At 56.4% G+C, this 26,742-nt stretch carries 20 protein-coding genes and 1 CRISPR repeat array; of the genes, 9 read left to right on the forward strand and 11 right to left on the reverse strand.

Annotation, left to right across the window (positions count from 1 at the left end; genetic code table 11):
* Positions 1 to 287: 287 nt before the first annotated feature.
* The 3 genes from IM273_RS13080 to IM273_RS13090 all read left to right on the forward strand — a co-directional run bounded on the left by IM273_RS13080 (position 288) and on the right by IM273_RS13090 (position 5,489).
* On the forward strand, positions 288 to 2,993 hold the full coding sequence (locus IM273_RS13080; protein ID WP_193050385.1) for a glycosyl hydrolase family 18 protein: 2,706 nt from the start codon (positions 288 to 290) through the stop codon (positions 2,991 to 2,993).
* 101 nt (positions 2,994 to 3,094) lie between these two features.
* A complete protein-coding gene (gene iagB, locus IM273_RS13085) occupies positions 3,095 to 3,535 on the forward strand; it encodes a type III secretion system invasion protein IagB (protein ID WP_048959679.1) in 441 nt (146 codons plus the stop codon).
* Between the two features lie 133 nt (positions 3,536 to 3,668).
* Positions 3,669 to 5,489, forward strand: coding sequence for a chitinase (locus IM273_RS13090; protein WP_193050387.1), 1,821 nt, complete (start codon positions 3,669 to 3,671; stop codon positions 5,487 to 5,489).
* A gap of 111 nt (positions 5,490 to 5,600) precedes the next feature.
* On the opposite strand, the gene IM273_RS13095 is transcribed toward IM273_RS13090, so the two are convergent.
* The 4 genes from IM273_RS13095 to poxB all read right to left on the reverse strand — a co-directional run bounded on the left by IM273_RS13095 (position 5,601) and on the right by poxB (position 10,911).
* Positions 5,601 to 6,614 carry an NAD(P)-dependent oxidoreductase gene (locus IM273_RS13095; RefSeq protein WP_028012536.1) on the reverse strand — a complete coding sequence of 338 codons (1,014 nt, stop codon included), beginning with the start codon at positions 6,612 to 6,614 and terminating at the stop codon, positions 5,601 to 5,603.
* A 91-nt stretch (positions 6,615 to 6,705) separates the two neighbouring features.
* Positions 6,706 to 8,142: an SDR family oxidoreductase gene (locus tag IM273_RS13100; protein WP_045261794.1), complete on the reverse strand. Its 1,437-nt coding sequence runs from the start codon at positions 8,140 to 8,142 to the stop codon at positions 6,706 to 6,708.
* Between the two features lie 10 nt (positions 8,143 to 8,152).
* A complete protein-coding gene (gene ltaE, locus IM273_RS13105) occupies positions 8,153 to 9,154 on the reverse strand; it encodes a low-specificity L-threonine aldolase (RefSeq protein ID WP_193050389.1) in 1,002 nt (333 codons plus the stop codon).
* A gap of 38 nt (positions 9,155 to 9,192) precedes the next feature.
* Positions 9,193 to 10,911: a ubiquinone-dependent pyruvate dehydrogenase gene (gene poxB, locus IM273_RS13110; RefSeq protein WP_193050391.1), complete on the reverse strand. Its 1,719-nt coding sequence runs from the start codon at positions 10,909 to 10,911 to the stop codon at positions 9,193 to 9,195.
* Between the two features lie 151 nt (positions 10,912 to 11,062).
* Between poxB and IM273_RS13115 the strand changes: the two genes are divergently transcribed.
* On the forward strand, positions 11,063 to 11,497 hold the full coding sequence (locus IM273_RS13115) for a DoxX family protein (protein WP_126817698.1): 435 nt from the start codon (positions 11,063 to 11,065) through the stop codon (positions 11,495 to 11,497).
* A 161-nt stretch (positions 11,498 to 11,658) separates the two neighbouring features.
* A CRISPR array of direct repeats spans positions 11,659 to 12,167; the repeat unit is 28 nt; unit sequence GTTCACTGCCGTACAGGCAGCTTAGAAA.
* 86 nt (positions 12,168 to 12,253) lie between these two features.
* Here the strand turns inward: IM273_RS13115 and hcr are convergent.
* The 4 genes from hcr to aqpZ form a co-directional block, all read right to left on the reverse strand.
* Positions 12,254 to 13,222, reverse strand: a complete 969-nt coding sequence (gene hcr, locus IM273_RS13120; RefSeq protein ID WP_193050393.1) for an NADH oxidoreductase — start codon at positions 13,220 to 13,222, stop codon at positions 12,254 to 12,256.
* Between the two features lie 10 nt (positions 13,223 to 13,232).
* Positions 13,233 to 14,885 carry a hydroxylamine reductase gene (gene hcp, locus IM273_RS13125; RefSeq protein ID WP_193050394.1) on the reverse strand — a complete coding sequence of 551 codons (1,653 nt, stop codon included), beginning with the start codon at positions 14,883 to 14,885 and terminating at the stop codon, positions 13,233 to 13,235.
* 144 nt (positions 14,886 to 15,029) lie between these two features.
* Complete coding sequence (locus IM273_RS13130; RefSeq protein ID WP_193050396.1) at positions 15,030 to 15,929, reverse strand: lysine exporter LysO family protein; 900 nt, start codon at positions 15,927 to 15,929, stop codon at positions 15,030 to 15,032.
* Between the two features lie 180 nt (positions 15,930 to 16,109).
* The gene (gene aqpZ / locus IM273_RS13135) at positions 16,110 to 16,805 is read right to left on the reverse strand and encodes an aquaporin Z (protein ID WP_028012545.1); all 696 of its coding nucleotides are present in this window, start codon (positions 16,803 to 16,805) and stop codon (positions 16,110 to 16,112) included.
* A 291-nt stretch (positions 16,806 to 17,096) separates the two neighbouring features.
* Between aqpZ and IM273_RS13140 the strand changes: the two genes are divergently transcribed.
* Entirely contained in the window at positions 17,097 to 18,755 is a 1,659-nt protein-coding gene (locus IM273_RS13140; RefSeq protein WP_041910643.1) for an ATP-dependent endonuclease, read from the forward strand.
* Here IM273_RS13140 and IM273_RS13145 read toward each other — a convergent pair.
* A complete protein-coding gene (locus IM273_RS13145; protein ID WP_193050398.1) occupies positions 18,752 to 19,708 on the reverse strand; it encodes a VirK/YbjX family protein in 957 nt (318 codons plus the stop codon). The two genes, IM273_RS13140 and IM273_RS13145, sit on opposite strands and share 4 nt — an antisense overlap.
* Before the next feature lie 159 nt (positions 19,709 to 19,867).
* Here IM273_RS13145 and macA point away from each other — a divergent pair, with 159 nt between their 5' ends.
* Together macA and macB are read left to right on the forward strand one after the other, a co-directional pair.
* Positions 19,868 to 20,983 (forward strand): macrolide transporter subunit MacA, encoded by a 1,116-nt coding sequence (gene macA, locus IM273_RS13150; protein WP_028012548.1) that lies wholly within the window; start codon positions 19,868 to 19,870, stop codon positions 20,981 to 20,983.
* A complete protein-coding gene (gene macB, locus IM273_RS13155) occupies positions 20,980 to 22,920 on the forward strand; it encodes a macrolide ABC transporter ATP-binding protein/permease MacB (protein ID WP_041910640.1) in 1,941 nt (646 codons plus the stop codon). The genes macA and macB overlap by 4 nt, the downstream gene beginning before the upstream one ends.
* Positions 22,921 to 22,990: 70 nt before the next feature.
* On the opposite strand, the gene cspD is transcribed toward macB, so the two are convergent.
* Entirely contained in the window at positions 22,991 to 23,212 is a 222-nt protein-coding gene (cspD, locus tag IM273_RS13160; RefSeq protein WP_006809408.1) for a cold shock-like protein CspD, read from the reverse strand.
* Between the two features lie 267 nt (positions 23,213 to 23,479).
* On the opposite strand from cspD, the gene clpS reads away from it, so the two are divergent.
* A complete protein-coding gene (gene clpS / locus IM273_RS13165) occupies positions 23,480 to 23,800 on the forward strand; it encodes an ATP-dependent Clp protease adapter ClpS (protein WP_006174393.1) in 321 nt (106 codons plus the stop codon).
* Between the two features lie 27 nt (positions 23,801 to 23,827).
* Positions 23,828 to 26,107, forward strand: coding sequence for an ATP-dependent Clp protease ATP-binding subunit ClpA (gene clpA / locus IM273_RS13170; protein WP_028012550.1), 2,280 nt, complete (start codon positions 23,828 to 23,830; stop codon positions 26,105 to 26,107).
* 101 nt (positions 26,108 to 26,208) lie between these two features.
* On the opposite strand, the gene IM273_RS13175 is transcribed toward clpA, so the two are convergent.
* Positions 26,209 to 26,688 (reverse strand): type VI secretion system tube protein TssD, encoded by a 480-nt coding sequence (locus tag IM273_RS13175; protein WP_045261787.1) that lies wholly within the window; start codon positions 26,686 to 26,688, stop codon positions 26,209 to 26,211.
* Between the last annotated feature and the right edge of the window lie 54 nt (positions 26,689 to 26,742).

Genomic DNA, 26,742 nt, shown 5'->3' on the forward strand with positions numbered 1-26,742 from the left:
TTATTGGACAGCAGTTAGCTTTCATATTTTAAATATACAGGTCAAGTTTTTTTATAAGTTTTTTTGACGGTGGAAGAGAAGGATGTCTCTTTGCGCTCAGTGTATCGTAAAAGATATAAGCTACACGGAATTTGGGCTTGTATCTTTTTATGGAGGAATACAACGCAGCAAGACGTTTTTTGTCACGGTTTTCAGGTTGGTTAAATACGCATTACGCAAATAGACTCCATGCTCTCAAGGAAGACATGGATTATTACGTTACGAATAAATTTATCAGGAAATAAAAAATGAAATTTATGAAGCCTAAATATCTGGCGCTTTTTGTTGCAGCCGCAACAAGCTCAGTATTTGCAGCGGCGCCGGGTACACCGTCAATTACATCAGGCAATGATAAGTTTGCGCTGGTAGAGGTGGATCAGGCGGCACAGGACTACAACAACCTCATCAAAGTGCATAAAGATGGCGTTGACGTGAAGGTGGAGTGGAACGTCTGGAGCGGCGATGCCCCAACGTCTGCAAAAGTTTTGCTGGACGGCAAAACCGTCTGGACCGGTGCGGGTAGTGCCGCAGGCTCTGCGACCTTTAAAGTGAAGAAAGGCGGACGCTATCAGGAGCAGGTTGAGCTGTGTAACGACAGCGGCTGCACCAAGAGCGCCAGCAAGCTGATCATCGTGGCGGACACCGACGGTAGCCACCTGCTTCCTCTGAACACCCCGCTGCTGGAAAACAACAAAGCGTTCGCGCAGCACACCGATAAAGTGGTTGGCGCTTACTTCCCTGAGTGGGGCGTGTACGACCGTAACTTCTCGGCAGACAAAATTCCTGTCGCGAACATTAACCACCTGCTGTACGGCTTCATTCCAATCTGTGGCGGCGACGGCATTAACGACAGCGCCAAATCCTCCGGCGCGCTGGAGTCTCTGAAACGCGCCTGTCAGGGCCGCCAGGACTACACCGTGGCGATCCACGACCCGTGGGCTGCGCTGCAAAAACCTCAGCAGGGCGTAAGCAACTGGGACGACCCGTACAAAGGCAACTACGGCCAGCTGATGGCGATGAAAAAAGCCCATCCTGATCTGAAAATCCTGCCATCCGTAGGCGGCTGGACTCTGTCTGACCCGTTCTATCAGATGGATAACAAAGTGCTGCGCGACCGCTTCGTTGCGTCCGTTAAAGACTTCCTGACCACCTGGAAAGTATTCGACGGTGTGGATATCGACTGGGAATTCCCGGGCGGCGGCGGTGAGAACGCCAAGCTGGGTAACCCGCAGACCGACAAAGCGACTTACACCGCGCTGATGCATGACCTGCGTCAGATGCTGAACGAGCTGTCTGCGGAAACTGGCCGTACCTACGAGCTGACCACGGCAATCGGTGCAGGTAAAGATAAGATCGAAGACGTGGACTACAACACCGCACAGCAGTACATCGACCATATCTTCCTGATGAGCTACGACTTCTACGGTGCGTGGAGTAATACCGATTTGGGTCACCAGACCGCGCTGTACGGTGCGTCCTGGAAACCAGATACCAACTACACCACCGATAACGCAGTGAAAGAGATGCTGGCGCAGGGCGTTCAGCCTGGCAAGATCGTCGTCGGTGCGGGCATGTATGGCCGCGGCTGGACCGGCGTTCACGGTTACACGGGTGACAATCCATTCACCGGTACCGCGACGGGTCCAATCAAAGGGACATGGGAAAACGGTATTGTTGACTACCGTCAGATTGTAAACCAGATGCTGGGCAAACCAGGCTGGGAATACAAATACGACGAAGCAGCAGAAGCGCCGTACGTGTTCAACAAATCCACCGGTGAGCTGGTGACATACGATAACGCCCGTTCCGTCAATGCGAAAGGCAAATACGTGCTGAACAAAAACCTGGGTGGTTTGTTCGCATGGTCTATCGAATCCGATAACGGCGATATCCTGAATGCCATGAACGAAAGCCTGCTGGGCGGCAGCTCTACGCCTGTTGAGCCGGTTGTAACCAACCATGCGCCGGTCGCTTCTGCAACCGACATGACGGTAACGGGCCCGGCGACTGTCACGCTCGATGGCTCAGCCTCCAGCGACCAGGACGGCGATGCGCTGACCTATAAATGGACGCAGGTTTCCGGCGCCACCGTGACCCTGGCGAACAGCACCAAAGCGAAAGCCAGCTTCAGCGTACCGGCCGTGACCAGCGATCAGAACCTGGTGTTCCGCCTGACCGTGACCGACGCGAAAGGGTTGAGCAACGCTATCGACGTACAGGTAGTGAACAAAGCGCCTAAGGCCAACCAGGCTCCGGTGATCAATGCCATGGAATCCGTTACCGTTGAATCCGGTGAAGCGATTTCTCTGCATGCACAAGCCTCCGATCCTGATGGCGATGCGCTGACCTACAGCTGGAGCGTACCGGCTGATATGAACGCAACGGGTACCGATACTGCTAACGTTCGCATCACTGCGCCAGAGGTGAACAATACCTCTTCTTACACGCTGAGCGTTGTTGTGACGGATGGTAAAACCAGCGTGCAGTCTAACGTGCAGGTGACTGTGAATCCAAAACCGGCTGACGTAACGCCACCGGCTGATGAGGTGACCCCTCCGGCTGACGATGTGACCCCTCCGGCTGATGATGTGACTCCGCCATCTGACGAAGGTTCTGCAACCGGTAGCTGCGACGCGCCTGTCGATGCTAACGCCAGCAAATATGCTGCGTGGGATGCCAGCAAAATCTACAACAATGGCGATACCGTAAGCTTCGACCATCTGGTGTGGAAAGCGAAGTACTGGACGCAGGGCAACCAGCCTGGCTTTGGTGTGGATGCATGGGAACTGGTGAGCAACGTGAAGATGAACTGGCGTTCTGACCTGGTCTATAACGGCGGTGATACCACCACTTACCAGGGCAGCGTTTACCGTGCCAAATGGTGGACCCGTGGTGATAACCCGGCTAACAGCGATGTATGGGTAAAAGAAGGCGCAGCAACAGACTGCAAATAATCTAGCCCAATAAATGCTCCCCCTTATTGGGGGGAGCAATTCAAACTTCATTTTACAGGATGTTGGCCAGGAGAAATAACCGAAAATGTCAGCAGGTAAAAATGAAAAAGTTCATCTTGTTATTATTGATAATAAGCCACGGCGCACTGGCAAACTGTTGGAATAACGCCGCGCACTATTATCATGTCGATCCTTATTTGCTGTACGCCATCGCTAACGTTGAATCGGGGATGAACCCGTATGCGGTTGGGCAAAATCATGATGGCACACGCGATGTCGGATTAATGCAAATAAACAGCTCACACTTTACGGAGCTTGAGAGAAAAGGCATTGATGAGTATCGGTTGATGGCCGAACCCTGTACCTCAATTATGGTGGGAGCGTCGATTCTCTCAAACATGATTAAGGTCTACGGTTATAACTGGGAAGCAGTAGGGGCTTATAACGCCGGATTAAAAAGAGAGAACTATCCGCAGCGTATGATGTATGCACACAAAGTCTGGAAAAAATATCAGGAATTGAAATTAGCAGCGCGTTATTAACGTTTTTTATTTTTGAAGAATTCCTTTTGGTGTTCTTCGAAAAGTGAAAACAGCTGTCTGTGGTTTATTTATTAATGGATTAATACATAAACCGGGATTCTTTTTTTAATCTTAACGAAACAGGAATATTGAAATGAACAAAAGGACGTTACTGAGTGTACTTGTTGCTGGTGCTTGCGTTGCACCTTTTATGGCGCAGGCTGCCTCTTTGCAGGCGACCACCGGCGAGCCGTACACCATGAAAGCCAGCGATCTGGCGAAGAAAGAGCAGGAGCTCACTAACTTCCCGCTGATGACCTCCGTTAAAGAGACGATTCAGACCCTTGATAACGCGCAGGTCGAAATGATTGAGCCAGGCCGTGCGGCGAACCCGGACAACGTTAAGCGCGTGGAAGGGATCGTGAAGGCCAGCGACTGGGATTATCTCTTCCCGCTGCGCGCTCAGGCCTATACCTACAGCAACTTCCTGAAAGCCGTAGGTAAATTCCCGGCGCTGTGTAAGACCTATAACGACGGTCGCGACAGCGATGCGATCTGCCGCAAAGAGCTGGCCACCATGTTTGCCCACTTTGCCCAGGAAACCGGCGGCCACGAAAGCTGGCGTCCGGAAGCCGAGTGGCGTCAGGCGCTGGTCCACGTGCGTGAAATGGGCTGGAGCGAAGGCCAAAAGGGCGGCTATAACGGCGAATGTGACCCGAAAGTATGGCAGGGCCAGACCTGGCCGTGCGGTAAGGATAAAGACGGCGACTTCCTGAGCTACTTCGGTCGCGGCGCGAAGCAGCTGTCCTACAACTACAACTACGGTCCGTTCTCCGAAGCAATGTACGGCGACGTGCGTACCCTGCTGGATAAACCTGAGCTGGTGGCGGATACCTGGCTGAACCTGGCGAGCGCGATCTTCTTCTTCGCCTACCCGCAGCCGCCAAAACCAAGCATGCTGCAGGTTATCGACGGCACGTGGCAGCCGAACGATCATGATAAAGCCAACGGTCTGGTCCCTGGCTTCGGCGTGACCACCCAGATCATCAACGGCGGCGTAGAGTGCGGCGGCCCGACTGAAATCGCTCAGTCTCAGAACCGTATCAAGTACTACAAAGAGTTCGCGAACTACCTGAAAGTGCCTGTTCCGGCCAATGAAGTGCTGGGCTGCGCCAACATGAAGCAGTTCGACGAATACGGTGCCGGTGCCCTGAAGATTTACTGGGAACAGGACTGGGGATGGAGCCCGGATACGCCAAACGGTTCAACCTATGCGTGCCAGCTGGTGGGCTACCAGACGCCGTTCAGCGCGTTCAAAGAGGGCGACTACACCAAGTGCGTGCAGAAGTTCTATAACGTGAATATCGTGAATGACGACGGTTCTGCGGTGAAGCCGGACGAAACCCCGGTCACACCAACGCCAACGCCTTCTGAAGACGTCACGCCGACCCCAGCGCCAACGCCGGATGAAACCCCTGCTGAACCTGTTGCGGTGAACCACGCGCCGGTTGCGCAGATTTCAGGCCCAATCGGTGCCGTTGAAGCGGGCGCGCAGGTATCTCTGAGCGCAGAAGGCTCTACCGACGCGGACGGCAACAAGCTGACCTACACCTGGCATTCTCAGGATGGCCAGACTGTGACCGGCGAAGATAAAGCGGTGGTGACCTTCAAGGCGCCTGAGTCCGCAACGGCGCAGCAGATTGAAATCAGCCTGACCGTCAGCGATGGCGAGCTGAGCAATACCACCACTTACCTGCTGAACGTGAAAGCGAAAGCGGCAACGCCATCAGGTGACGAAGGTGCTTACCAGGCGTGGAGCGCGAACAGCAAGTACAACGCAGGTGATATCGTGAACAACCACGGTAAACTGTTCCAGTGCAAACCGTTCCCGTACAGCGGCTGGTGTAACAACTCCCCGGCATACTATGAACCAGGCGCAGGTCTGGCATGGGCTGATGCCTGGACGGCTCTGTAAAAGCAAACGGCAACCGAAAGGTTGCCGTTTTAGTATCTGCACTTTCCCCTCTCCCCGGAGGGGCGAGGAGATGTAGGCCCGGTAAGGCGAAGCCGCCACCGGGCAAAAAGGCTAGCGGTGCAACTTCCCGTGATCCCGTAACCACGCCGCCGTGCGCACAATGCCTTCATCCAGCGTCACAATCGGCTTATACCCCAGCTCAGTCTCCGCGCGCGTGATATCCAGCGTAAAATCAAAGTTAAGCTTCGATACGCCGTAGTGCGTCAGCGCGGGCTCTTTGGCGGATTTACTGCCAAAACGCTCCATGCTGCGGGCGATCATGTCCAGCATCGGGTAGGGCACGGAACGGATACGGCAGTCGATCTGCAGTTCATCAATCAGCCGCTGCACGATGCTGCGCAACGTGCACGGTTCACCGTTGGTGATGTTATAGGCGCGACCGGAGATAAGCTTATCGCAGTCCGGCTGGCTTGCCAGCCACATGGCGTGGACGGCATTTTCGTAATAGGTCATGTCCACCAGCGCATCGCCGCCGCGCGGCAGCAGCACGCTGCCGTAGTGGTGCATCATCTGCGCCAGACGCGGAATAAACACTTTGTCGTGCGGTCCGAAGAGGCTTTGCGGGCGCAGGACGGTAAAACGGGTATGCGGGTTTGACTGCGCCAGCAGGTCGATCACCTCTTCGCTGGCCGCCTTGCTGCGGGCAAACTCGCAGGCAAAGCGAGCAGGGCGGAAGTCTTCCTGCACGTCGCGATGGTGGTGATAATCAAAATAGAGCGACGGGGAGGAGATATGGATAAAGTTACGCACGCCCCAGGCGACGGCCCATTCGCCCAGACGACGCGTGGCGCGCACGTTGGCGAGATCGAAGGCTTCCTGGGTTCCCCACGGGGAGGTAAAACTGGAGCAGTGCCACAGCGTGTCGATACCGGCGAGCATCACCTTCGCCTGCGAGGAGACCAGCTCCGTCAGGTCGGCATGGACGAACTCCGCGCCCATTTTTTGCAGCAGTTTCCCCATCGCTTCGTTGCGACCGGTGGCCCTGACGCTGATGCCCTTGTTGCGCAGAAATTCGACCGCATTTCGGCCTAAGCCGCTGGTCGCCCCGGTAACCAGTACCTTCATATCAATCCACTGTGTTGAAAAGAATTTCGTGCGCATTCTTTCGTGAATTACGATGTGTTGCAATGGGAAAGGTGAAAGAAAGAGGGTTTTATTAACTTATTTTCGTCTTTTGTTCTGCCAGTTGCGCAATGCGTTTTGCCATTCCCCGGAAGATAAACAGATGGGCGGGGATCATAAACAGCCAGTAGAACAGACCCGGCATCCCGTGTGGGTGCCACCAGGCGCGAACGTCCAGTTCCCGATGGTCGCCTTTGTCCTTGAGCGTAAAGCAGAGCCGCCCCAGCCCCGGCGCCTTCATGCCGAACAGTAGCGCCAGCTGTTTTTCCGGCTCGACGACGATCACCTTCCAGCTGTCGACCGCATCGCCTGGCTTAAGATACGGATGCGCCGGGCGGCCTTTCGCCAGCCGGTGACCGACCAGCAGATCCATCGCACCGCGCGTCTGCCAGAGGATATTGCCGAAGAAATAGCGCTCTTTGCCGCCGATCTGGTTCACCACCTCCCACAGCGCGTGAAGGCTGGCAGAGGTTTTTACCGTGCAGCCCGCCTGTTTCGGGTAATAGCCGTACTCAGGGCGCCAGCGGGCAAAGGCCTGCGCGTCGTAGCCCCAGTCGCTGGAGTTCACCAGCTTCTCTTCTTCTTTCAGCGTATGCCGCACCGCGTCGTCAAAGCGGATCAACGCCTGGGGGATTAATGCGCGCAGCGCACGATCGTCCGCCAGCAAATCGTGTTTTAGCCCCTGGATCAGTGCTTTGGCAGTCGTCGGGGGAACCGAGGTGATCACATTCAAAAACCACACCGATATCCAGCGGGTCGGGAAGGGGATGGGGATCAGCCAGCGGCGGCGTCCGCTGACGCGCATGAAATGTTCGAACTGCTCCTGATAGCTGAGCACTTCCGGGCCTGCCGCCTCCAGCACGCGGTGTTGCTCTGCCGGGTGATCCAGCAGGGCCACCAGATAGTGGAGCAAATTCTCCAGCGCAATCGGCGTGGTGCGCGAGCGCACCCAGCGCGGCGGGGTCAGCACCGGCAGGTTGTAGACCATATCGCGCATCACTTCGAAGGCCGCGGAACCCGCGCCGACGATGATCCCGGCGCGCAGTTCGGTGACGGGAATATTCGCCCCGCGCAGCGTGTCTGCCGTCAGCTGGCGGGCGCGCAGATGGTCGGACTGCTCGTGTTCGGGCGCCTGGAGCGAGCTTAAAAAAATCACCTGCTTAACCGGGGTTTGCAGCAGGGCATCGCGGACGTTCATCGCCACCTGCCGCTCGTGGGCGATAAAATCCCCGCCTTCGCCCATGCTGTGGACCAGGTAGTAAAGCGTGTCGACCCCTTCCAGCAGCGCGGGGAGTTCCTTCGGCCAGTTGAGATCGACGTTGTGACAGGTCACGCCAGGCAAACCAAGCTTTTGCAGGCGCTCGGTATTGCGTGCCGCTGCCCGCACCTGATGCCCCTGCTGGCTTAATGCAGTAGTGAGGTGCTGACCGATATATCCGCTGGCGCCAAGCACCAGAATACGTTGCGGCACGTGATGCTCCTTAACGCTGTAAAAACGCCTGCCAGTGTTTCACCACGTCCGCCAGCTGTTCGCGGCTCACGTCGAGATGCATCACCAGGCGCACGACCGGGGAGGCGTTGATCAGCACGCCACGCGCTTTCATAAATTCACCCAGCGCAGCGGCGTGCTCGTCTCCCACGCGCACAAAAAGCATGTTGGTGTCGTGACGCATCACGTCCGCGCCGATCTCGCGCAGCTGCGTTGCCATCCACACGGCGTTGTCATGATCGTCCTTGAGGCGCGCCACGTTATTTTTTAATGCGTACAGTCCCGCAGCCGCCAGAATGCCCGCCTGACGCATGCCGCCGCCGGTCATCTTACGCCAGCGGTTGGCGCGCTTGATGTAGTCTGCGCTGCCGACCAGCAGCGAACCCACCGGCGTGCCCAGCCCTTTCGAGAGGCAAATGGTGAACGAGTCGCAATATTGGGTGATGTCCTTCAGCTCGCAGCCATACTCCACCACGGCGTTAAAGATGCGCGCGCCGTCGACGTGCAGGCCGAGGTTGCGCTCGCGGGTAAACGCCCACGCTGCTTTCAGGTATTCGCGCGGCAGCACTTTACCGTTGTGGGTGTTTTCGAGGCTGAGCAGCCGGGTGCGGGCGAAGTGAATATCGTCAGCTTTGATTTTTGCCGCGACTTTATCCAGCGGCAGGGAGCCGTCCGGCGCGGCGTCAATCGGCTGCGGCTGAATGCTACCGAGCACCGCCGCGCCGCCAGCTTCGTACAGGTAGTTATGCGCACCCTGGCCGACGATATACTCTTCGCCGCGCTCGCAGTGGCTGAGCAGCGCCACGAGGTTAGCCTGCGTGCCGGTCGGCAGGAACAGCGCGGCCTCCTTGCCGCTCAGCTCTGCCGCATAGCGCTGCAGTTCGTTGACCGTCGGGTCATCGCCGTAGACGTCGTCCCCGACCGGGGCGGCCATCATCTCTTCGAGCATGGCGCGGCTCGGGCGGGTAACGGTATCACTACGCAAATCAATCATTTCACATCCCTTTATTTTAAGAGGTCATGCGAAACGTTTTACCTGAGCCAGTTGGTTTTTGCCAGTTCGATCACTTCGTCACCGCGCCCGCTGATGATGGCGCGCAGCATATAGAGGCTAAAACCTTTGGCCTGTTCCAGCTTGATCTGCGGCGGGATCGCCAGCTCTTCTTTGGCGACGACGACGTCAACCAGTACCGGACCGTCGATGGAGAAGGCGCGCTGCAGGGCTTCATCCACCTCTGAGGCTTTCTCCACGCGAATACCGGTGATGCCGCACGCTTCTGCGATGCGGGCAAAGTTGGTGTCGTGCAGCTCGGTGCCATCCGTGAGATAGCCCCCGGCCTTCATCTCCATCGCCACGAAGCCCAGCACGCTGTTGTTAAAGACCACGATTTTCAGCGGAAGCTTCATCTGCACCACCGACAGGAAATCCCCCATCAGCATGCTGAACCCGCCGTCGCCGCACATCGCCACGACCTGACGCTCCGGTGCCGTCGCTTTTGCCCCCAGCGCCTGCGGCATGGCGTTGGCCATTGAGCCGTGGTTGAACGAGCCGAGCAGGCGACGTTTGCCGTTCATCTTCAGGTAGCGCGCCGCCCAGACGGTGGGCGTGCCGACGTCGCAGGTAAAAATAGCGTCGTCGTCCGCAAAATGGCTGATCTGCTGCGCCAGATACTGCGGATGAATGGCTTTGTCGCTCGGTTTGGCGAGATCGTCCAGCCCCTTGCGCGCGTCGCGATAATCGCTCAACGCTTTATCGAGGAATTTGCGGTCGGTTTTCTCTTCCAGCAGCGGCAGCAGGGCGGCAAGGGTGGATTTAATATCGCCGATAAGCGCCATATCGACCTTGCTGTGCGCGCCGATGCTGGCCGGGTTGATATCAATCTGAATGATTTTGGCATCCGTCGGGTAGAACGCGCGGTACGGGAACTGGGTGCCGAGCAGGATCAACGTGTCGGCGTTCATCATGGTGTGGAAGCCGCTGGAAAAACCGATCAGCCCGGTCATGCCCACATCGTACGGGTTATCGTATTCGACGTGCTCTTTGCCGCGCAGGGCGTGGACGATCGGCGCTTTAAGCTTTCCGGCAAATTCCAGCAGCTCTTTATGCGCGCCCGCACAGCCGCTGCCGCACATCAGGGCGATATTGCTGGAGTAGCGCAGCAGCTGCGCCAGCTTTTTCAGCTCCTCTTCGGCTGGCGTTACCACCGGCTGCGGGGCGTGATACCAGTGGGTGCTGGCCCCTTCGGGTGCAGCCTTAAGCGCCACGTCTCCCGGGATGACGACCACGGAAACGCCACGGTTTAGTACGGCTTTGCGCATGGCGATCGCCAGCACCTGCGGGATCTGCTCCGGGGATGAAACCAGCTCGCAGTAGTGGCTGCATTCACGGAACAGCTCCTGCGGATGCGTCTCCTGAAAATAGCCGCTGCCGATTTCGGAAGAGGGGATATGGGCGGCAATCGCCAGCACCGGCACGTGATTACGGTGGCAGTCGAACAAGCCGTTGATCAGATGCAGGTTGCCAGGCCCGCACGAGCCTGCACACACGGCCAGTTTTCCTGTGAGCTGCGCTTCGGCACCGGCGGCGAAGGCAGCGACCTCCTCATGACGGGTCGGCATCCATTCGATGGTTTTCATCTTGTTCAGGCTGTCGCTGAGCCCGTTCAGGGAATCGCCGGTCACGCCCCAGATACGTTTTATGCCAGCCTGTTCGAGCGTTTTCGCTATATATGCTGCCACGGTTTGTTTCATGGTTGTCCGTCTCCTTTTTGTGATATCGCTTACAAGCTTAGAAGAAAGTCACTGTATTGCCCGTCAAATCCCCCCATTTAAAAGGTGCTTTTCACGCGCCACGCTTCGGCATAATCTGGTGATGTCTCAGTGAAAACAGGAATCATTTCAAATGGTTAAATCATTGTTAATTGCTGTTAATGAAAAGCTATCGTGCGACGATCTCGGCAAACTCTTGTTACGACTTGCCGTCGGTGGGCTGATGCTTTTTCACGGTTTGCATAAGCTGTTTGGTGGCGTGGGCTTTATCAGCGGCATGCTGGTAGAGAAAGGGCTGCCGGGATTTATTGCCTACGGCGTGTTGATTGGCGAAGTGGTGGCACCGATCCTGATTATTGTCGGGCTCTTTACGCGCCCGGCCGCGCTGGTGCTGGCGTTTACGATGATCGTGGCATGGCTGATGGTGGGAGTGGGTGAAACGTTCGCGCTCGATAAGGTTGGGGCATGGGCGATTGAAAGTCTGGTGTACTTCTTTGTTGGCTCGCTGGCGGTGGCGTGTTTAGGGGCAGGGCGGTTTGCGTTAGGGAAAGCGCCTGCGTGGCAATAAAGCTGGGTACTGAAAATATAAGGGTCTCTGGACTTTTTTTATTGGTGGTTTTTAAGTCTTTGATTTTATTAAGCGGAATTATTTGTGATGAAAAAAGGGTTTAAGGGGTATTTTTTAGGGGAATTCTTTATCTGACAAGGTGATAGGTGTAGATTGTTCCAGTTCACTGCCGTACAGGCAGCTTAGAAAGACGACGCCCCGCTGCCGGAGTGGCTGCCGGTGTTCACTGCCGTACAGGCAGCTTAGAAAGACATTCTTCGCGCTAAAGAGCCAGTTTAACGGTTCACTGCCGTACAGGCAGCTTAGAAATGTTATATAGTTGATTTCCGTTCTAAGAAATCGTTCACTGCCGTACAGGCAGTTTAGAAATTCTGGCGCACCAAAACTGGGAGGCTGACCAGGTTCACTGCCGTACAGGCAGCTTAGAAAAGTCTCTCCCAAACGATCGCATTGCTCGACGGGTTCACTGCCGTACAGGCAGCTTAGAAACACGTACCAGATTACTGGCTCTGTGGAGCAAGAGTTCACTGCCGTACAGGCAGCTTAGAAAGGAGAAATGCAGCGCTCCAGTAACACAATCTGGTTCACTGCCGTACAGGCAGCTTAGAATTTCCGACAGCCGTGAAAATGCACGGTCAATCTGTTCACCGCCGAACATGCAGCATGCACAACGTAGGCCGGGTAAACGCAGTGCCACCCGGCAAAAAAGCCCGGTGGCGCTAGCGCTTACCAGGCCTACGATCGAACGTTTATTGCTTATGCGAGGACCAGATCCCCCTGCGGGTGGCACGAGCACGCCAGCACGTAACCCTCGGCAATTTCCGCGTCGGACAGCGTCATGGTGCTGGTGACGGTATATTCCCCGGAAACCACTTTCGTTTTACAGCAGCCGCACACGCCCGCACGGCAGGCCGCGACTACCGGCACCTTGTTGCTTTCCAGCGCTTCCAGGAGCGTGGTGCCCACGCGACCAAAGAAGGTCTGTGCGGGCTGCAGTTTGGTGAACTGAATCCCGCTGGTTGCCGCTTCCGCCACCGGCGTGAAGAACTGCTCTTTGAAGAAGCGGGTCACGCCAAGCGCTCTAACTTCTTTCTCCACGATATCCATGTACGGCGCCGGGCCGCAGGTCATCACGGTACGGTTCGCAATGTCCGGCACGCTTTGCAGCAGCTCGCGGCTCAGGCGACCGGGCACAAAACCGTGGGTCGCGTTGTGTTCCGCCACCAGCGTCACCGGATAATCACGCCACTCCTCGACAAAAATCACATCTTCCGGAGAGCGCACGCTGAAGATTGTCTGCACGTCGGCCTGCGGGCGGTTCTTCGCCAGCCAGCGGCGCATCGACATGATCGGCGTTACGCCGCAGCCCGCCGCCAGCAGCAGGAATTTATCGTCTGCCTTGTCGTCACAGGTGAAATCTCCCTGCGCGTCAGACAGCCAGATGTAATCCCCGCGCTTCACGTCACGGGTCAGCCACTGGGAGCCTGTGCCGTCATCAATGCGGCGGATAGTGAGCGTAATGTACTCGCTCACGCCCGGCGTGGAGGAGATCGTATAGGCGCGAAGCGTGTCCGCCGAGTTGCGAACGCTGACCAGCGCATACTGGCCCGCACGGTACGGATAGTAGTCGTGGCAGAGCAGCGACAGCGTCCACACATCCGGCGTCTCCTGATGGATGTGATGAACCTGCATCCGCCACGGACATTGTGAGGTTGGCATGGTCATGAATCGCTCCTTACGCGCTCAGCAGTTGCTTCATATCATCTTCAACATTGGTCACGGAACGCAGACCGAATTTCTCGTTCAGCACCGCCAGCAGGTCCGGCGTCAGGAAGCCTGGCGCCGTCGGGCCGGTCACGATGTTGGTTACGCCCAAAGAGAGCAGGGTAAGCAGGATGACAATCGCTTTCTGCTCGAACCAGGAGAGCACCAGGGACAGCGGCAGATCGTTGACGCCGCAGCCGAGTTTTTCCGCCAGCGTGACCGCCAGAATGATGGCCGAGTAAGCATCATTGCACTGGCCTGCATCAATCAGGCGCGGCAGGCCTTCGATGTTGCCGAAGTCCAGCTTGTTGAAACGGTATTTACCGCACGCCAGGGTCAGGATCAGGCAATCATCCGGCACGCTGGTGGCGAAATCGGTGAAATAGTTACGCTCGCCGCGCGCGCCGTCGCATCCCCCAACGAGGAAGATGTGGCGCAGCTTTTCACGGCTGACGAGGTCAATCAGAGAATCTGCCGCACCCAGCAGCGTTTCGCGACCGAAGCCGACGGTGATCAGATGTTCGATTTCGCTGTACGGGAAGCCCGCCATCTGCTGCGCCTGCTCGATAACCGGACCGAAATCGTCGCCTCCAAGGTGGCTCACGCCCGGCCAGCCGACGATGCTGCGGGTCCAGATGCGGTCGTCATACGCGCCCACCGTAGGGTCGATGATGCAGTTTGAGGTCATCACGATAGGGCCAGGGAAGCGGGCGAACTCTACCTGCTGATTCTGCCAGCCGCTGCCGTAGTTACCCACCAGATGCTTGAACTTGCGCAGTTCCGGGTAGCCGTGGGCGGGCAGCATTTCGCCGTGGGTATAGACGTTAACGCCGGTGCCTTCGGTCTGCTTCAGCAGGTTGTAGAGATCTTTCAGGTCGTGGCCGGAAATCAGGATGCATTTGCCTTCGGTCGCTTTGACGTTGACCTGCGTCGGGGTCGGATGACCGTAGGTGCTGGTTTCACCGGCATCCAGAATGCTCATGACCTTGAAGTTCATCTGGCCGATTTCCATTGCGCACTCGAGCAGGGCATTCATGTCGGAAGGCCAGGTGCCGAGCCACGCCATAATTTTGTGGTACTGGGCGTAAATGTCGTTATCTGACTTCCCGAGAACGTGCGCGTGTTCCATATAGGCCGCTGCACCTTTCAGGCCGTACAGGCACAGCAGACGCAGGCCGAGGATGTTCTCGCCAATCGCCGCTTTGTCCTTATTAGGGGTAAATTCTGCGGCCTGGCGCTGTAGCTCGCCGAGGTCGTCGCTCACCAGCTGAAGCTCCGCCATTGGATTGTCCACGCGGGCACTGGTATCGGCATTCAGGCACTGCGCTTTTAAAGCTGCGCGCAGGGCAATCGCTTCGCGGGCATAGCCGACGATGCGCGGAGAATCGAAGTTGACGTTAGTCAGCGTGGAGAAAAACGCGCGCGGCGCGAAGCTGTCGACGTAATGGTCGACGATGCCGTATTCACGGGCTTTGAAGGCCCAGGCGGAAAGACCATGCAGGGCGGCTATCAGCAGATCCTGCAGGTCTGATGTTTCTGCGGTTTTACCGCACATACCCTGCGCGTAAGAGCAGCCGTTGCCTGCCGGGGTACGGATGGTTTGTTCACATTGCACACAAAACATAATCACACCTGTAAAAGTTATATTTAATATACATGTTTAAGGGTATGCCTGTGCCAGAACGGTGAAAAGAGCTTTCTGCGACAAAATAGAGGGAGATTGATTTAGCGCAATTTTGGCGGCAGGAGCCCTACCGCCACAGAGGTATCAGGCAGAGAAAAACGCCATCAGGACGGGAACCAGCAGGCTCAAAATAAAGCCGTGAACGATGGCTGCGGGCACCATCTCCAGTCCGCCCGAACGCTGGAGGACCGGCAGGGTAAAGTCCATCGACGTGGCGCCGCACAGGCCCAATGCCGTCGAGCGGCTGCGGCGAACCAGACCCGGGATCAGCATGATGGCAATCAGCTCTCGCGCCAGATCGTTAAAGAAGGCGGCGCTGCCGATCACCGGGCCGAAGGATTCGGTCAGCAGAATACCGGAGAGGGAGTACCAGCCAAACCCGGAGGCCATCGCCAGGCCGGTTTTTAGCGGCAGATCGAGAATAAAGGCATTAATCACGCCCGCGACCATGGAGCTGGCGACAACCATAACGGCAACGATCATTCCCCGACGGTTCAGGACGATCTGTTTCAGCGTCATACCGTTATTTCGCAGCTGAATACCAATCAGGAACAGCAGGAAGATCAGGGTATATTCGCTGGCGTCCGTCGCGTGCTGCAAAAATGTCCATCCGGTAAGGCCCAGAAGAAATCCAAGCACCACGACGCCGCAGAGCTTTAATGATTCCAGCGCCATTGCAATTCGGGAGGGAAGCTTTTCCTGGTGGTGATTATTTTTCCACGGAATAGCGCGTTCCAGCCACAGCAGGGCGGCAATATTGCAGAGCAAAATAACCACCATGGTGACCGCAGAATAATGCAGGATGGAAAGTAAATTTGTCGCCAGATTATCCAGGAAGGCCAGGCTGATCCCCATAAAGAACAGAATGACGTAAACAATCCAGCTGAGAAAACGGTTAATAAGCTTTAAGGCCGATTCATGACGCAGCGGAATAAGATAGCCCACAATCAGGGGCAGCAGAATAATGAGGAGTCCTGAAAACATGAACAGCCGGTCCTTTTGAGTTTCTGTTAAGCGCCAGAGACACTACCCAATAAAGGCTGCTCAGTAAAGCGGCAAAAGAAAGCCGGGCGGCGGCTACGCCTTACCCGGCTTGTGTCTATGTGGGGGTGCGGCCTGTTGCCCTCACTCCGGCCCTCTCCCACGGGGAGAGGGAGGGAAAGATTAATCGCGTTTTTCCAGCAGAGTGCGGTACAGCACGCCACCCAGAATACCGCCGACGATCGGCATCACCCAGAACAGCCACAGCTGCTCAAGCGCCCAGCCGCCCTGGAAAATGGCGACGGCGGTGCTGCGCGCCGGGTTAACGGAGGTGTTGGTCACCGGAATGGAGATCAGGTGGATCAGCGTCAGCGCCAGACCAATAGCGATGGGCGCGAAGCCTGCAGGCGCGTGTTTGTCGGTTGCACCGTGGATCACCAGCAGGAAGCCTGCGGTCAGTACAATTTCAATTACAATGGCAGAAAGCATGGAATAACCGCCCGGAGAGTGTTCGCCAAAGCCGTTAGAGGCGAAGCCGCTGGCCGCCGCGTCAAAGCCTGCTTTACCGCTGGCAATGACGTACAGCACGCCCGCCGCAATAATACCGCCAACCACCTGCGCCACGATGTAGCCAATAACCTCTTTCGCCGGGAAACGCCCGCCCGCCCATAAGCCTAATGTCACCGCCGGGTTAAAATGACCGCCGGAAATATGCCCCACGGCGAAAGCCATGGTTAATACGGTTAAGCCAAAGGCCAGCGCGACGCCGACAAAACCAATACCTAATTCCGGGAATGCTGCTGCCAGAACGGCGCTACCGCAGCCACCAAATACCAGCCAGAATGTACCAAAGCATTCTGCTGCCAATTTTCTAAACATAACCACCTCAAAATAATTTTCCACGCGTTTTCCCGCGCGCGGGATATATCGCCATAAAGGGATGACGACTCAAAGAGCCCGTATTTTAAAAACCAACAACATCCCTTCGCCACTTAAATAAATTCGGTTAATTTGATTTAAGGCAATGTGATGTCAATCCTTGTTCAAATCAGCGGTAAATAGAGCATAGTTCAAATCCCGCAAGGGTGAATGTTCTGCTGTCGTGCCAGGGTTCCTGCCGCTATACTGCTGATAACTTAAAGGAAAAAGTGATCATTTCGCGGGGGATTTATGCTTCTCGAACGTGTGGAAATTGTCGGGTTTCGCGGTATTAACCGCCTGTCGCTGCAGCTGGAGCAGAACAACGTCCTGATCGGCGAGAACGCGTGGGGTAAGTCCAGCCTGCTTGATGCGCTGACGCTGCTGCTTTCACCCGAAGACAAGCTGTATCACTTCGTCCACGATGATTTCTGGTTCCCGCCCGGCGATATCGCGGGCCGCGAGAAGCACCTGCATATCATCCTGACGTTCCGTGAATCTGAACCCGGCCGTCACCGCGTGCGTCGCTTCCGCCCGCTGTCGCCCTGCTGGGTGCCCTGCGACGACGGTTTCCACCGGATTTTCTATCGGCTGGAAGGTGAAATGGCGGAAAACGAGGGGGTACTGACCCTGCGTGAATTCCTCGATGAGAAAGCCAACCCGATACCGCTGGAGAATATCGACGATCTGGCGCGTCACCTTATCCGCCTGACGCCGGTGTTACGCCTGCGCGATGCGCGCTTTATGCGCCGTATTCGTAACGGCACCGTACCAAATATGCCGGAGGTGGAAGTCACCGCCCGCGAGCTGGATTTCCTGGCGCGAGAGCTGGTGTCGCGTCCGCAAAACCTCACCGATGGTCAAATTCGTCAGGGGCTGTCGGCGATGGTGCAACTGCTGGAGCACTATTTTTCCGAGCAGGGCACCTCGGAGTCGCGCCATCGTTTGATGCGCCGCCGTTCTCATGATGAACAGCGCAGCTGGCGCTATCTCGACATCATCAACCGGATGATCGACCGGCCCGGCGGGCGTACCCATCGGGTGATTTTGCTGGGGCTGTTTTCAACGCTTCTGCAGGCGAAGGGCACCGTGCGTCTTGACCGGGATGCCCGCCCGCTACTGCTGGTGGAAGATCCGGAAACGCGCCTGCACCCCATCATGCTCTCCGTGGCGTGGCACCTGCTGAATCTGCTGCCGCTCCAGCGGATTACCACCACCAACTCCGGTGAGCTGCTATCGCTGACGCCGGTGGAGCACATCTGCCGTCTGGTACGCGAGTCCTCCCGCGTATCCGCATACCGCCTCGGGCCCGGTGGGATGAACGCCGAAGACGGACGGCGAATCGCGTTTCATATACGCTTTAATCGCGCCTCGTCGCTCTTCGCCCGCTGCTGGCTGCTGGTGGAGGGGGAAACGGAGACCTGGGTCATCAACGAACTGGCGCGCCAGTGCGGCCACCATTTTGATGCCGAAGGTATTAAGGTGATCGAATTTGCCCAGTCGGGATTAAAACCGCTGATAAAATTTGCCCGCCGAATGGGAATTGAATGGCATGTGCTGGTGGACGGCGACGAGGCGGGGAAAAAATATGCCTCAACCGTGCGCAGCCTGCTGAACAACGAGCGGGAAGAAGAACGGGATCATTTAACGATGCTGCCCGCGATGGACATGGAGCATTTTATGTACCGTCAGGGCTTTGACGACGTATTCCACCGCATTGCGATGGTGCCGGTCGACGTCCCGATGAACATGCGGCGCGTGATCGCCAAAGCGATTCACCGTTCGTCGAAACCGGACTTAGCCATTGAAGTGGCGACGGAAGCGGGAAGGCGGGGCGTAGAGGCGGTTCCGACCCTGCTGCGGAAAATGTTCTCCCGCGTGCTGTGGCTGGCACGCGGAAGGGCGGATTAACGTTCGGTCGCCTGTTTCACCTGCTGAATCAGGCTATCCAGCAGCGCGTAGCGGCGACGGTATTCGGCGCGTTTTTTGCTCGCGATCTCTTCTACGGGTTTACGCGGCATGGCAAGCGGCAGCATAAAGTGGCCGCTCTCCTGTTTTTCCCCACCGAGGGAACTCCAGAAGCCGTCGTAATCGGCCAGCAGTTTTCCCTCTTTTTTCTTGCGGTAGCGCCAGCTGCGATAAATATGGGTGGCATTACTGACGGCAACAATCTGCGCGACCGGGAATGCGGCGCCGAACGTCATGGCGGCTTCAACCAGCAGGCGTTTCGGGAACAGACCGTGGCAGGCCTTCGTCGCTTTCTGGATCAGCTCATGGGGAACATGCGCTTTCGCCCCCTGCAAACCGCCGATGAACAGCGTCGATTTTCCTTCAAACTGGCAGAGCGTAAAGGTTAGCTCCGCCAGCACCGTATTCTGAACGTCGCAGAAGGTGAGGGTGGCCTCTCCCTCTTTATCCAGGAACGCATCGGCACACAGGCGGACGGTAAATTGCTGTTCATCTTTCCCGGTTAAGGTCAGCAGTGTAGTCCCCTGCGTCGAAAGATAGCCCTTCAGGAGCGTGGTCGGGAGCTGGCGGCTCATGGCCTGATAGTGCCAGTTCAGGGATTCCAGCGCGTGCTGGCGATTCATCTTCACCGTCAGCCAGGGACGATGCAGCCGACACGGCAGACCGGGCTGCACCTGCAGCATCTGCATCAGACGCGGCTGCTTAGCGAGGTTTGTTAACAGGCGAGACGTGCTCACGGGCGTCGCCAGAGAACGCAGCATGAACTTACGGCGATAGGCGGGGTTCTGCCATGCAAGGCCGGGCGCGATCTTGCCGAACGCCAGGTTTTTGAAGAGCTGCCAGCCGGATGTCGGCTGCGTCAGGTTTGGAAGAGGTGTATCGACGATAGAAGACATGATAAATCCTGAGTCTTTTGGAATACCGCTATTTCAGCAGGGGAAATATCAACGTCTTGTAAACAAATTAAGGTGATTTCGGAGAACAGGGGTTTCGTTAAGGAGTCGTTTAGATAGAATCAACGTTTATTATTGCCAGAACATTTATTTGGAATATTTATGAACCTCAAGGGAAAACGCAGAACGCTGTTTCTGCTGCTGGCGCTGGTGATTGTAGCCGGTGGATTCTGGTTATGGCAGGTGCTTAACGCGCCTGTGCCGCAGTACCAGACGCTGATCGTTCGTCCGGGTGAACTGCAGCAAAATGTCCTTGCGACGGGCAAACTTGATGCGCTGCGCAAAGTTGACGTGGGCGCTCAGGTCAGCGGCCAGCTGAAAACGCTGTCGGTAGAGATTGGCGACAAGGTGAAAAAAGGCCAGCTGCTTGGCGTTATCGATCCCGAGCAGGCTGAGAACCAGATCCGCGAAGTGGAAGCGACGCTGATGGAGCTGCGCGCGCAGCGCGCGCAGGCGCAGGCAGAGCGTAACCTGGCGCAGGTGACGCTGACCCGCCAGCAGGCGCTGGCGAAAACCCAGGCTATCTCGAAACAGGATTTAGACACCGCCGCGACTGAACTGGCGGTGAAACAGGCGCAGATTGGCACGATCGACGCGCAAATCAAGCGTAATCAGGCCTCGCTGGATACGGCGAAAACCAATCTTGATTACACAAAGATCGTCGCGCCGATGGCCGGGGAAGTGACGCAAATTACCACGCTGCAGGGCCAGACGGTGATTGCCGCCCAGCAAGCGCCAAACATTCTGACGCTGGCGGACATGAGCACCATGCTGGTGAAGGCCCAGGTCTCCGAGGCAGACGTGATCCATCTTAAGCCGGGGCAGAATGCCTGGTTTACCGTACTCGGCGATCCGCAGACCCGCTACGAGGGCGTGCTGAAAGACATTCTGCCGACGCCGGAAAAGGTTAACGACGCCATTTTCTACTATGCGCGTTTTGAAGTGCCAAACCCGAAGGGCGTGCTGCGCCTGGACATGACCGCGCAGGTGCACATCCAGCTGACCGGCGTGAAGAACGTGCTGACCGTTCCGCTCTCCGCGCTGGGTGAATCCGCCGGGGACAATCGCTACAAGGTGAAAGTGCTGCGCAACGGTGAAACGCGCGAGCGCGAGGTGGTGATTGGCGCGCGCAACGACACCGACGTGGTGGTGGAGAAAGGGCTGGAAGAGGGCGAGGAGGTTGTTATCAGCGAAAGCCTGCCCGGAGCCGCTAAATGACCGCGCTGCTTGAGCTGAAGGACATTCGTCGCAGCTATCCGTCCGGCGACGGCCCGGTAGAGGTGCTGAAAGGCATCTCCCTGAGCGTGGAGGCGGGCGAGATGGTAGCGATTGTAGGCGCATCGGGCTCCGGTAAATCGACGCTGATGAACATTCTCGGCTGTCTGGATAAACCCACCAGCGGTACGTACCGCGTGGCCGGGACGGACGTCTCGACGCTGGACGGCGACGCGCTGGCGAAGCTGCGCCGGGAACACTTTGGCTTTATCTTCCAGCGTTACCACTTGCTCTCTCACCTGAGCGCGGCGCAGAACGTGGAGGTTCCCGCGGTGTATGCGGGCGTTGAGCGGAAGAAACGCCTTGAGCGCGCGAAGGCGCTGTTAACGCGTCTGGGGCTGGCGGAGCGGGTGGAGTACCAGCCGTCGCAGTTGTCCGGCGGCCAGCAGCAGCGCGTGAGTATTGCCCGCGCGCTGATGAACGGCGGGCAGGTGATCCTCGCGGATGAACCGACTGGGGCGCTCGACAGCCACTCCGGCGAAGAGGTGATGGCGATCCTGCACCAGCTGCGCGATCAGGGCCACACGGTGATTATCGTTACCCACGATCCGCAGGTAGCGGCGCAGGCCGAACGGATTATAGAGATCCACGACGGCGAGCTGGTGAGCAACCCGCCGCCGCGTGAGTCCCGCGCGGCGGCACCGAAGGAAGCACTGCCTGCGTCGACCGGCTGGGCGCAGTTCTCCAGCGGCTTTCGTGAAGCGCTGACCATGGCCTGGCTGGCGATGGCGGCCAACAAAATGCGCACCCTGCTGACCATGCTCGGCATCATTATCGGTATTGCCTCGGTGGTATCGATTGTGGTGGTGGGCGACGCGGCCAAGCAGCTGGTGCTGGCGGATATCCGCGCCATCGGGACCAACACCATTGATGTTTATCCCGGCAAAGACTTCGGCGACGACGAGCCGCAGTATCAGCAGGCGCTCAAGTATGACGATCTGGCGGCGATTCAGAAGCAGCCGTGGGTGAACTCCGCCACGCCTGCGGTCTCGCAAAACCTGCGTCTGCGCTACGGCAACATCGACGTGGCGGCCAGCGCCAACGGCGTGAGCGGCGACTACTTCAACGTCTACGGCATGACCTTCAGCGAAGGCGCCACCTTCAACGCCGAGCAGCTTGCGGGGAGGGCGCAGGTGGTGGTGCTGGACGCCAACTCGCGCAGGCAGCTTTTCCCCAATAAAGCGAACGTGGTGGGCGAAGTGATCCTCGTTGGCAACATGCCTGCCACGGTCATTGGCGTGGCGGAAGAGAAGCAGTCGATGTTCGGCAGCAGCAAGATCCTGCGCGTCTGGCTGCCGTATACCACCATCTCCGGGCGGATTATGGGCCAGTCGTGGCTTAACTCCATCACCGTGCGCGTGAAGGAGGGCTACGACAGCGCGCTGGCGGAACAGCAGCTGGAACGGCTGTTAACGTTGCGCCATGGGAAGAAGGATTTCTTCACCTGGAATATGGACGGCCTCTTGAAAACGGCGGAAAAGACCACACGTACTCTTCAGCTGTTCCTGACGCTGGTGGCGGTGATCTCGCTGGTCGTTGGCGGTATCGGGGTGATGAACATCATGCTGGTGTCGGTAACTGAACGCACCCGGGAGATTGGCATCCGCATGGCGGTCGGGGCAAGGGCCAGCGACGTGCTTCAGCAGTTTTTAATTGAAGCGGTGCTGGTATGCCTGGTGGGCGGCGCGATGGGCATTGCGCTCTCGATGATGATTGCCTTTGCGCTCCAGCTCTTCTTACCCGGCTGGGAGATTGGTTTCTCGCCGATGGCGATACTTACCGCGTTTTTGTGTTCCACCTTTACCGGGATTTTGTTTGGCTGGCTGCCCGCGCGCAACGCGGCGCGGCTGGATCCTGTGGACGCGCTGGCTCGGGAATAACCCGAAAATAAAAATGCCAGCCGATCGGGCTGGCATTTTGACTGCGTGATGTACACAATAAAACAGAGAGCTATGCAACCGTTTCTGCTTCAACGGGTACGATTAGGCTTGCATGATTGCCTTTTGGTCCCTGGTGTACATCGAACCGGACGGACTGCCCGGCTTTGAGCGTCCTGTAACCATCCATCTGAATGGTGGAATAGTGAGCGAAGATATCTTCGCCGCCGCCTTCGGGGCAGATGAAGCCAAACCCCTTGGCGTTGTTGAACCACTTAACAGTACCCATTTCCATGCTTCGACATCCTTCGTAAATCTTATAAATTAAGATGGAATGAACCGGTGGTGGAGTGGGGGCTGTTCAAAACCTCGCCATCTCACGCTTGTACAATTTAGATAAACGAAAGACGTCGTCAAGCGTTTGGCGCTGGAGTTGGGACAATAATCAACCAAAGTTTGAAGCAGTTAACGCTATTGCAACAGTTTGTGACAGACATCGCGGATGACAGTAATAGATGATTGTTATCTAACATCTGAGGTAGATTCAAAGTGGTTATGCAAAATGGGTAAGACCAACGACTGGCTGGATTTTGACCAGCTGGCGGAAGATAAAGTGCGCGACGCGCTAAAACCGCCATCTATGTATAAAGTTATGTTAATGAACGATGATTACACGCCGATGGAATTTGTTATTGACGTGCTACAAAAGTTCTTTTCTTATGATGTAGAACGTGCAACGCAACTGATGCTTACCGTTCATTATCGTGGCAAAGCTATCTGCGGCATTTTTACCGCCGAAGTGGCGGAAACCAAAGTGGCGATGGTGAACGACTATGCGAGGGAGAACGAGCATCCGTTGCTGTGTACGCTGGAAAAGGCCTGATAAGGCATAAAATTGGGGGAGGTGCCTATGCTCAATCAAGAACTGGAACTCAGTTTAAACATGGCTTTCGCCAGAGCGCGTGAGCACCGACATGAGTTTATGACCGTCGAGCATTTACTGCTCGCACTGCTTAGCAACCCATCTGCCCGCGAAGCGCTGGAAGCCTGCTCCGTGGATCTGGTGGCGCTACGTCAGGAACTCGAAGCCTTCATCGAACAAACCACACCGGTGCTGCCAGCCAGTGAAGAAGAGCGCGACACGCAGCCGACGCTCAGCTTCCAGCGCGTGTTGCAGCGCGCGGTATTCCACGTCCAGTCTTCCGGACGTAGCGAAGTGACTGGCGCAAACGTCTTAGTCGCCATCTTCAGCGAGCAGGAGTCACAGGCTGCCTATCTGCTGCGCAAACACGAAGTCAGCCGCCTCGACGTGGTTAACTTTATTTCTCACGGAACGCGCAAAGACGAGCCTAACCAGGCATCGGATTCCAGCAATCAGGTCAATAACAATGAAGAGCAAGCAGGCGGGGAGGATCGTATGGAAAACTTCACCACCAACCTTAATCAGCTTGCTCGCGTTGGCGGCATCGACCCGCTGATTGGCCGCGATAAAGAGCTGGAGCGTGCGATTCAGGTGCTGTGCCGTCGCCGCAAGAACAATCCGCTGCTGGTGGGCGAGTCAGGCGTGGGTAAAACGGCGATTGCCGAAGGTCTTGCCTGGCGCATTGTGCAGGGCGACGTGCCGGAAGTGATTGCCGACTGCACCATCTACTCGCTGGATATTGGCTCGCTGCTGGCGGGCACTAAATACCGCGGTGATTTTGAAAAACGCTTCAAGGCGCTGTTAAAACAGCTGGAGCAGGACACCAACAGCATCCTGTTTATCGATGAGATCCACACCATCATCGGCGCAGGTGCGGCTTCCGGTGGCCAGGTGGATGCGGCAAACCTGATCAAACCGCTGCTTTCAAGCGGCAAGATCCGCGTGATGGGCTCCACGACGTACCAGGAGTTCAGCAACATTTTTGAGAAAGATCGCGCGCTGGCGCGTCGTTTCCAGAAAATCGACGTCACCGAGCCGTCGGTTGACGAAACGGTGCAGATCATCAACGGCCTGAAAACGAAGTACGAAGCGCACCACGACGTGCGTTACACGGCGAAAGCGGTGCGTGCGGCGGTGGAGCTGGCGGTGAAATACATCAACGACCGTCACCTGCCGGATAAGGCGATTGACGTGATTGATGAGGCCGGGGCGCGTGCGCGCCTGATGCCGGCCAGCAAGCGTAAGAAAACCGTTAACGTGGCGGATATCGAGTCCGTGGTCGCCCGCATCGCGCGTATACCTGAGAAGAGCGTTTCTCAGAGCGATCGCGATACGCTGCGTACCCTCGGCAATCGCCTGAAAATGCTGGTCTTTGGTCAGGATAAAGCCATTGAGGCCTTAACCGAAGCGATCAAGATGGCCCGTGCTGGTCTGGGGCATGACCACAAGCCTGTTGGTTCCTTCCTGTTTGCCGGCCCGACCGGCGTGGGGAAAACCGAGGTGACGGTTCAGCTCTCCAAAGCGCTGGGCATTGAGCTGCTGCGCTTTGATATGTCCGAGTATATGGAGCGTCACACCGTCAGCCGTTTGATTGGTGCACCTCCGGGCTACGTGGGCTTTGACCAGGGCGGTCTGCTCACCGACGCGGTGATCAAGCATCCGCATGCGGTCCTGCTGCTCGATGAAATCGAGAAAGCGCATCCGGACGTGTTCAACATCCTGTTGCAGGTGATGGACAACGGGACGCTGACCGATAACAACGGGCGCAAGGCGGACTTCCGCAACGTGGTGCTGGTGATGACCACTAACGCCGGGGTACGTGAAACCGAGCGCAAATCTATCGGCCTGATCCACCAGGATAACAGCACCGATGCGATGGAGGAGATCAAGAAGATCTTCACGCCGGAGTTCCGTAACCGTCTGGACAACATTATCTGGTTCGATCACCTGTCTACCGAAGTGATCCACCAGGTCGTAGACAAGTTCATCGTCGAGCTGCAGGTTCAGCTGGATCAGAAAGGCGTGTCGCTGGAAGTGAGCCAGGAGGCCCGCAACTGGCTGGCCGAGAAAGGCTACGACCGTGCGATGGGCGCCCGTCCGATGGCGCGCGTGATTCAGGACAACCTGAAGAAACCGCTTGCGAACGAGCTGCTGTTTGGCTCGCTGGTGGACGGCGGCCAGGTGACCGTGGCGCTGGACCAGGCGAAGAACGAACTGACGTACGATTTCCAGAGTGCAGCGAAGCACAAGCCGGAAGCGGCTCACTGAGTTGTAAGGTAAAAGCAAAACGGCAACTTCGGTTGCCGTTTTTGTGTTTGCAAGTAAAGAGACGTATGGTCACATCAGAAAAAGGACTCTTTGGAGTCCTTTTATGCTACTGCTCTTTCATTCCATGAGTCTTTGAACATTATGTTCCCATCACAGTAAATCCATTCTATAGATTCATAACGAATTTCAATTTCTTCCATATGCTTACTTGCAACGCCTATTGGAAATAAAATGGGGGAAATCCTTGTAATTTTTACGTTCTCCATCTTTATATTAAAGTATTCTACTTCTATTCCTGCTTCATTAATCCTGTACATTTTAATTAAAGCAGTTTTAAGTGTTCTACCCTGACATACCGCCCTGAATAAATAGGGAGTGAGGCGATCTATCTCTTTTTCAAATGTAATTGGAACATGTAGGCGCGTACCAGTAAGTTTTCCAGTGTTATAATCTGTAGGGATCCATACAGAATGATTGAACGATTTAAGTTCTGTCGAACCCAATCGTGTCGGCATTAAGCACTCCCCCATTATAGGTGAGTTATTTTCATCGGTAAGCCACATATATGCTGGTATAGACATTTATTTTTTTTCCTTTATAAAAAAGTACTAATGAAAATATAGTCACTACTATAG

Source organism: Enterobacter cloacae complex sp. P13B, assembly GCF_014895915.1.
Lineage (GTDB): Bacteria > Pseudomonadota > Gammaproteobacteria > Enterobacterales > Enterobacteriaceae > Enterobacter > Enterobacter bugandensis.

Coding starts and splice junctions, on each gene's coding strand:
- IM273_RS13080 (WP_193050385.1), top strand. CDS start 288: ATGAAATTTATGAAGCCTAAATATCTGGCGCTTTTTGTTGCAGCCGCA.
- iagB (WP_048959679.1), top strand. CDS start 3,095: ATGAAAAAGTTCATCTTGTTATTATTGATAATAAGCCACGGCGCACTG.
- IM273_RS13090 (WP_193050387.1), top strand. CDS start 3,669: ATGAACAAAAGGACGTTACTGAGTGTACTTGTTGCTGGTGCTTGCGTT.
- IM273_RS13095 (WP_028012536.1), bottom strand. CDS start 6,614: ATGAAGGTACTGGTTACCGGGGCGACCAGCGGCTTAGGCCGAAATGCG.
- ltaE (WP_193050389.1), bottom strand. CDS start 9,154: ATGATTGATTTGCGTAGTGATACCGTTACCCGCCCGAGCCGCGCCATG.
- poxB (WP_193050391.1), bottom strand. CDS start 10,911: ATGAAACAAACCGTGGCAGCATATATAGCGAAAACGCTCGAACAGGCT.
- IM273_RS13115 (WP_126817698.1), top strand. CDS start 11,063: ATGGTTAAATCATTGTTAATTGCTGTTAATGAAAAGCTATCGTGCGAC.
- hcr (WP_193050393.1), bottom strand. CDS start 13,222: ATGACCATGCCAACCTCACAATGTCCGTGGCGGATGCAGGTTCATCAC.
- hcp (WP_193050394.1), bottom strand. CDS start 14,885: ATGTTTTGTGTGCAATGTGAACAAACCATCCGTACCCCGGCAGGCAAC.
- IM273_RS13130 (WP_193050396.1), bottom strand. CDS start 15,929: ATGTTTTCAGGACTCCTCATTATTCTGCTGCCCCTGATTGTGGGCTAT.
- aqpZ (WP_028012545.1), bottom strand. CDS start 16,805: ATGTTTAGAAAATTGGCAGCAGAATGCTTTGGTACATTCTGGCTGGTA.
- IM273_RS13140 (WP_041910643.1), top strand. CDS start 17,097: ATGCTTCTCGAACGTGTGGAAATTGTCGGGTTTCGCGGTATTAACCGC.
- IM273_RS13145 (WP_193050398.1), bottom strand. CDS start 19,708: ATGTCTTCTATCGTCGATACACCTCTTCCAAACCTGACGCAGCCGACA.
- macA (WP_028012548.1), top strand. CDS start 19,868: ATGAACCTCAAGGGAAAACGCAGAACGCTGTTTCTGCTGCTGGCGCTG.
- macB (WP_041910640.1), top strand. CDS start 20,980: ATGACCGCGCTGCTTGAGCTGAAGGACATTCGTCGCAGCTATCCGTCC.
- cspD (WP_006809408.1), bottom strand. CDS start 23,212: ATGGAAATGGGTACTGTTAAGTGGTTCAACAACGCCAAGGGGTTTGGC.
- clpS (WP_006174393.1), top strand. CDS start 23,480: ATGGGTAAGACCAACGACTGGCTGGATTTTGACCAGCTGGCGGAAGAT.
- clpA (WP_028012550.1), top strand. CDS start 23,828: ATGCTCAATCAAGAACTGGAACTCAGTTTAAACATGGCTTTCGCCAGA.
- IM273_RS13175 (WP_045261787.1), bottom strand. CDS start 26,688: ATGTCTATACCAGCATATATGTGGCTTACCGATGAAAATAACTCACCT.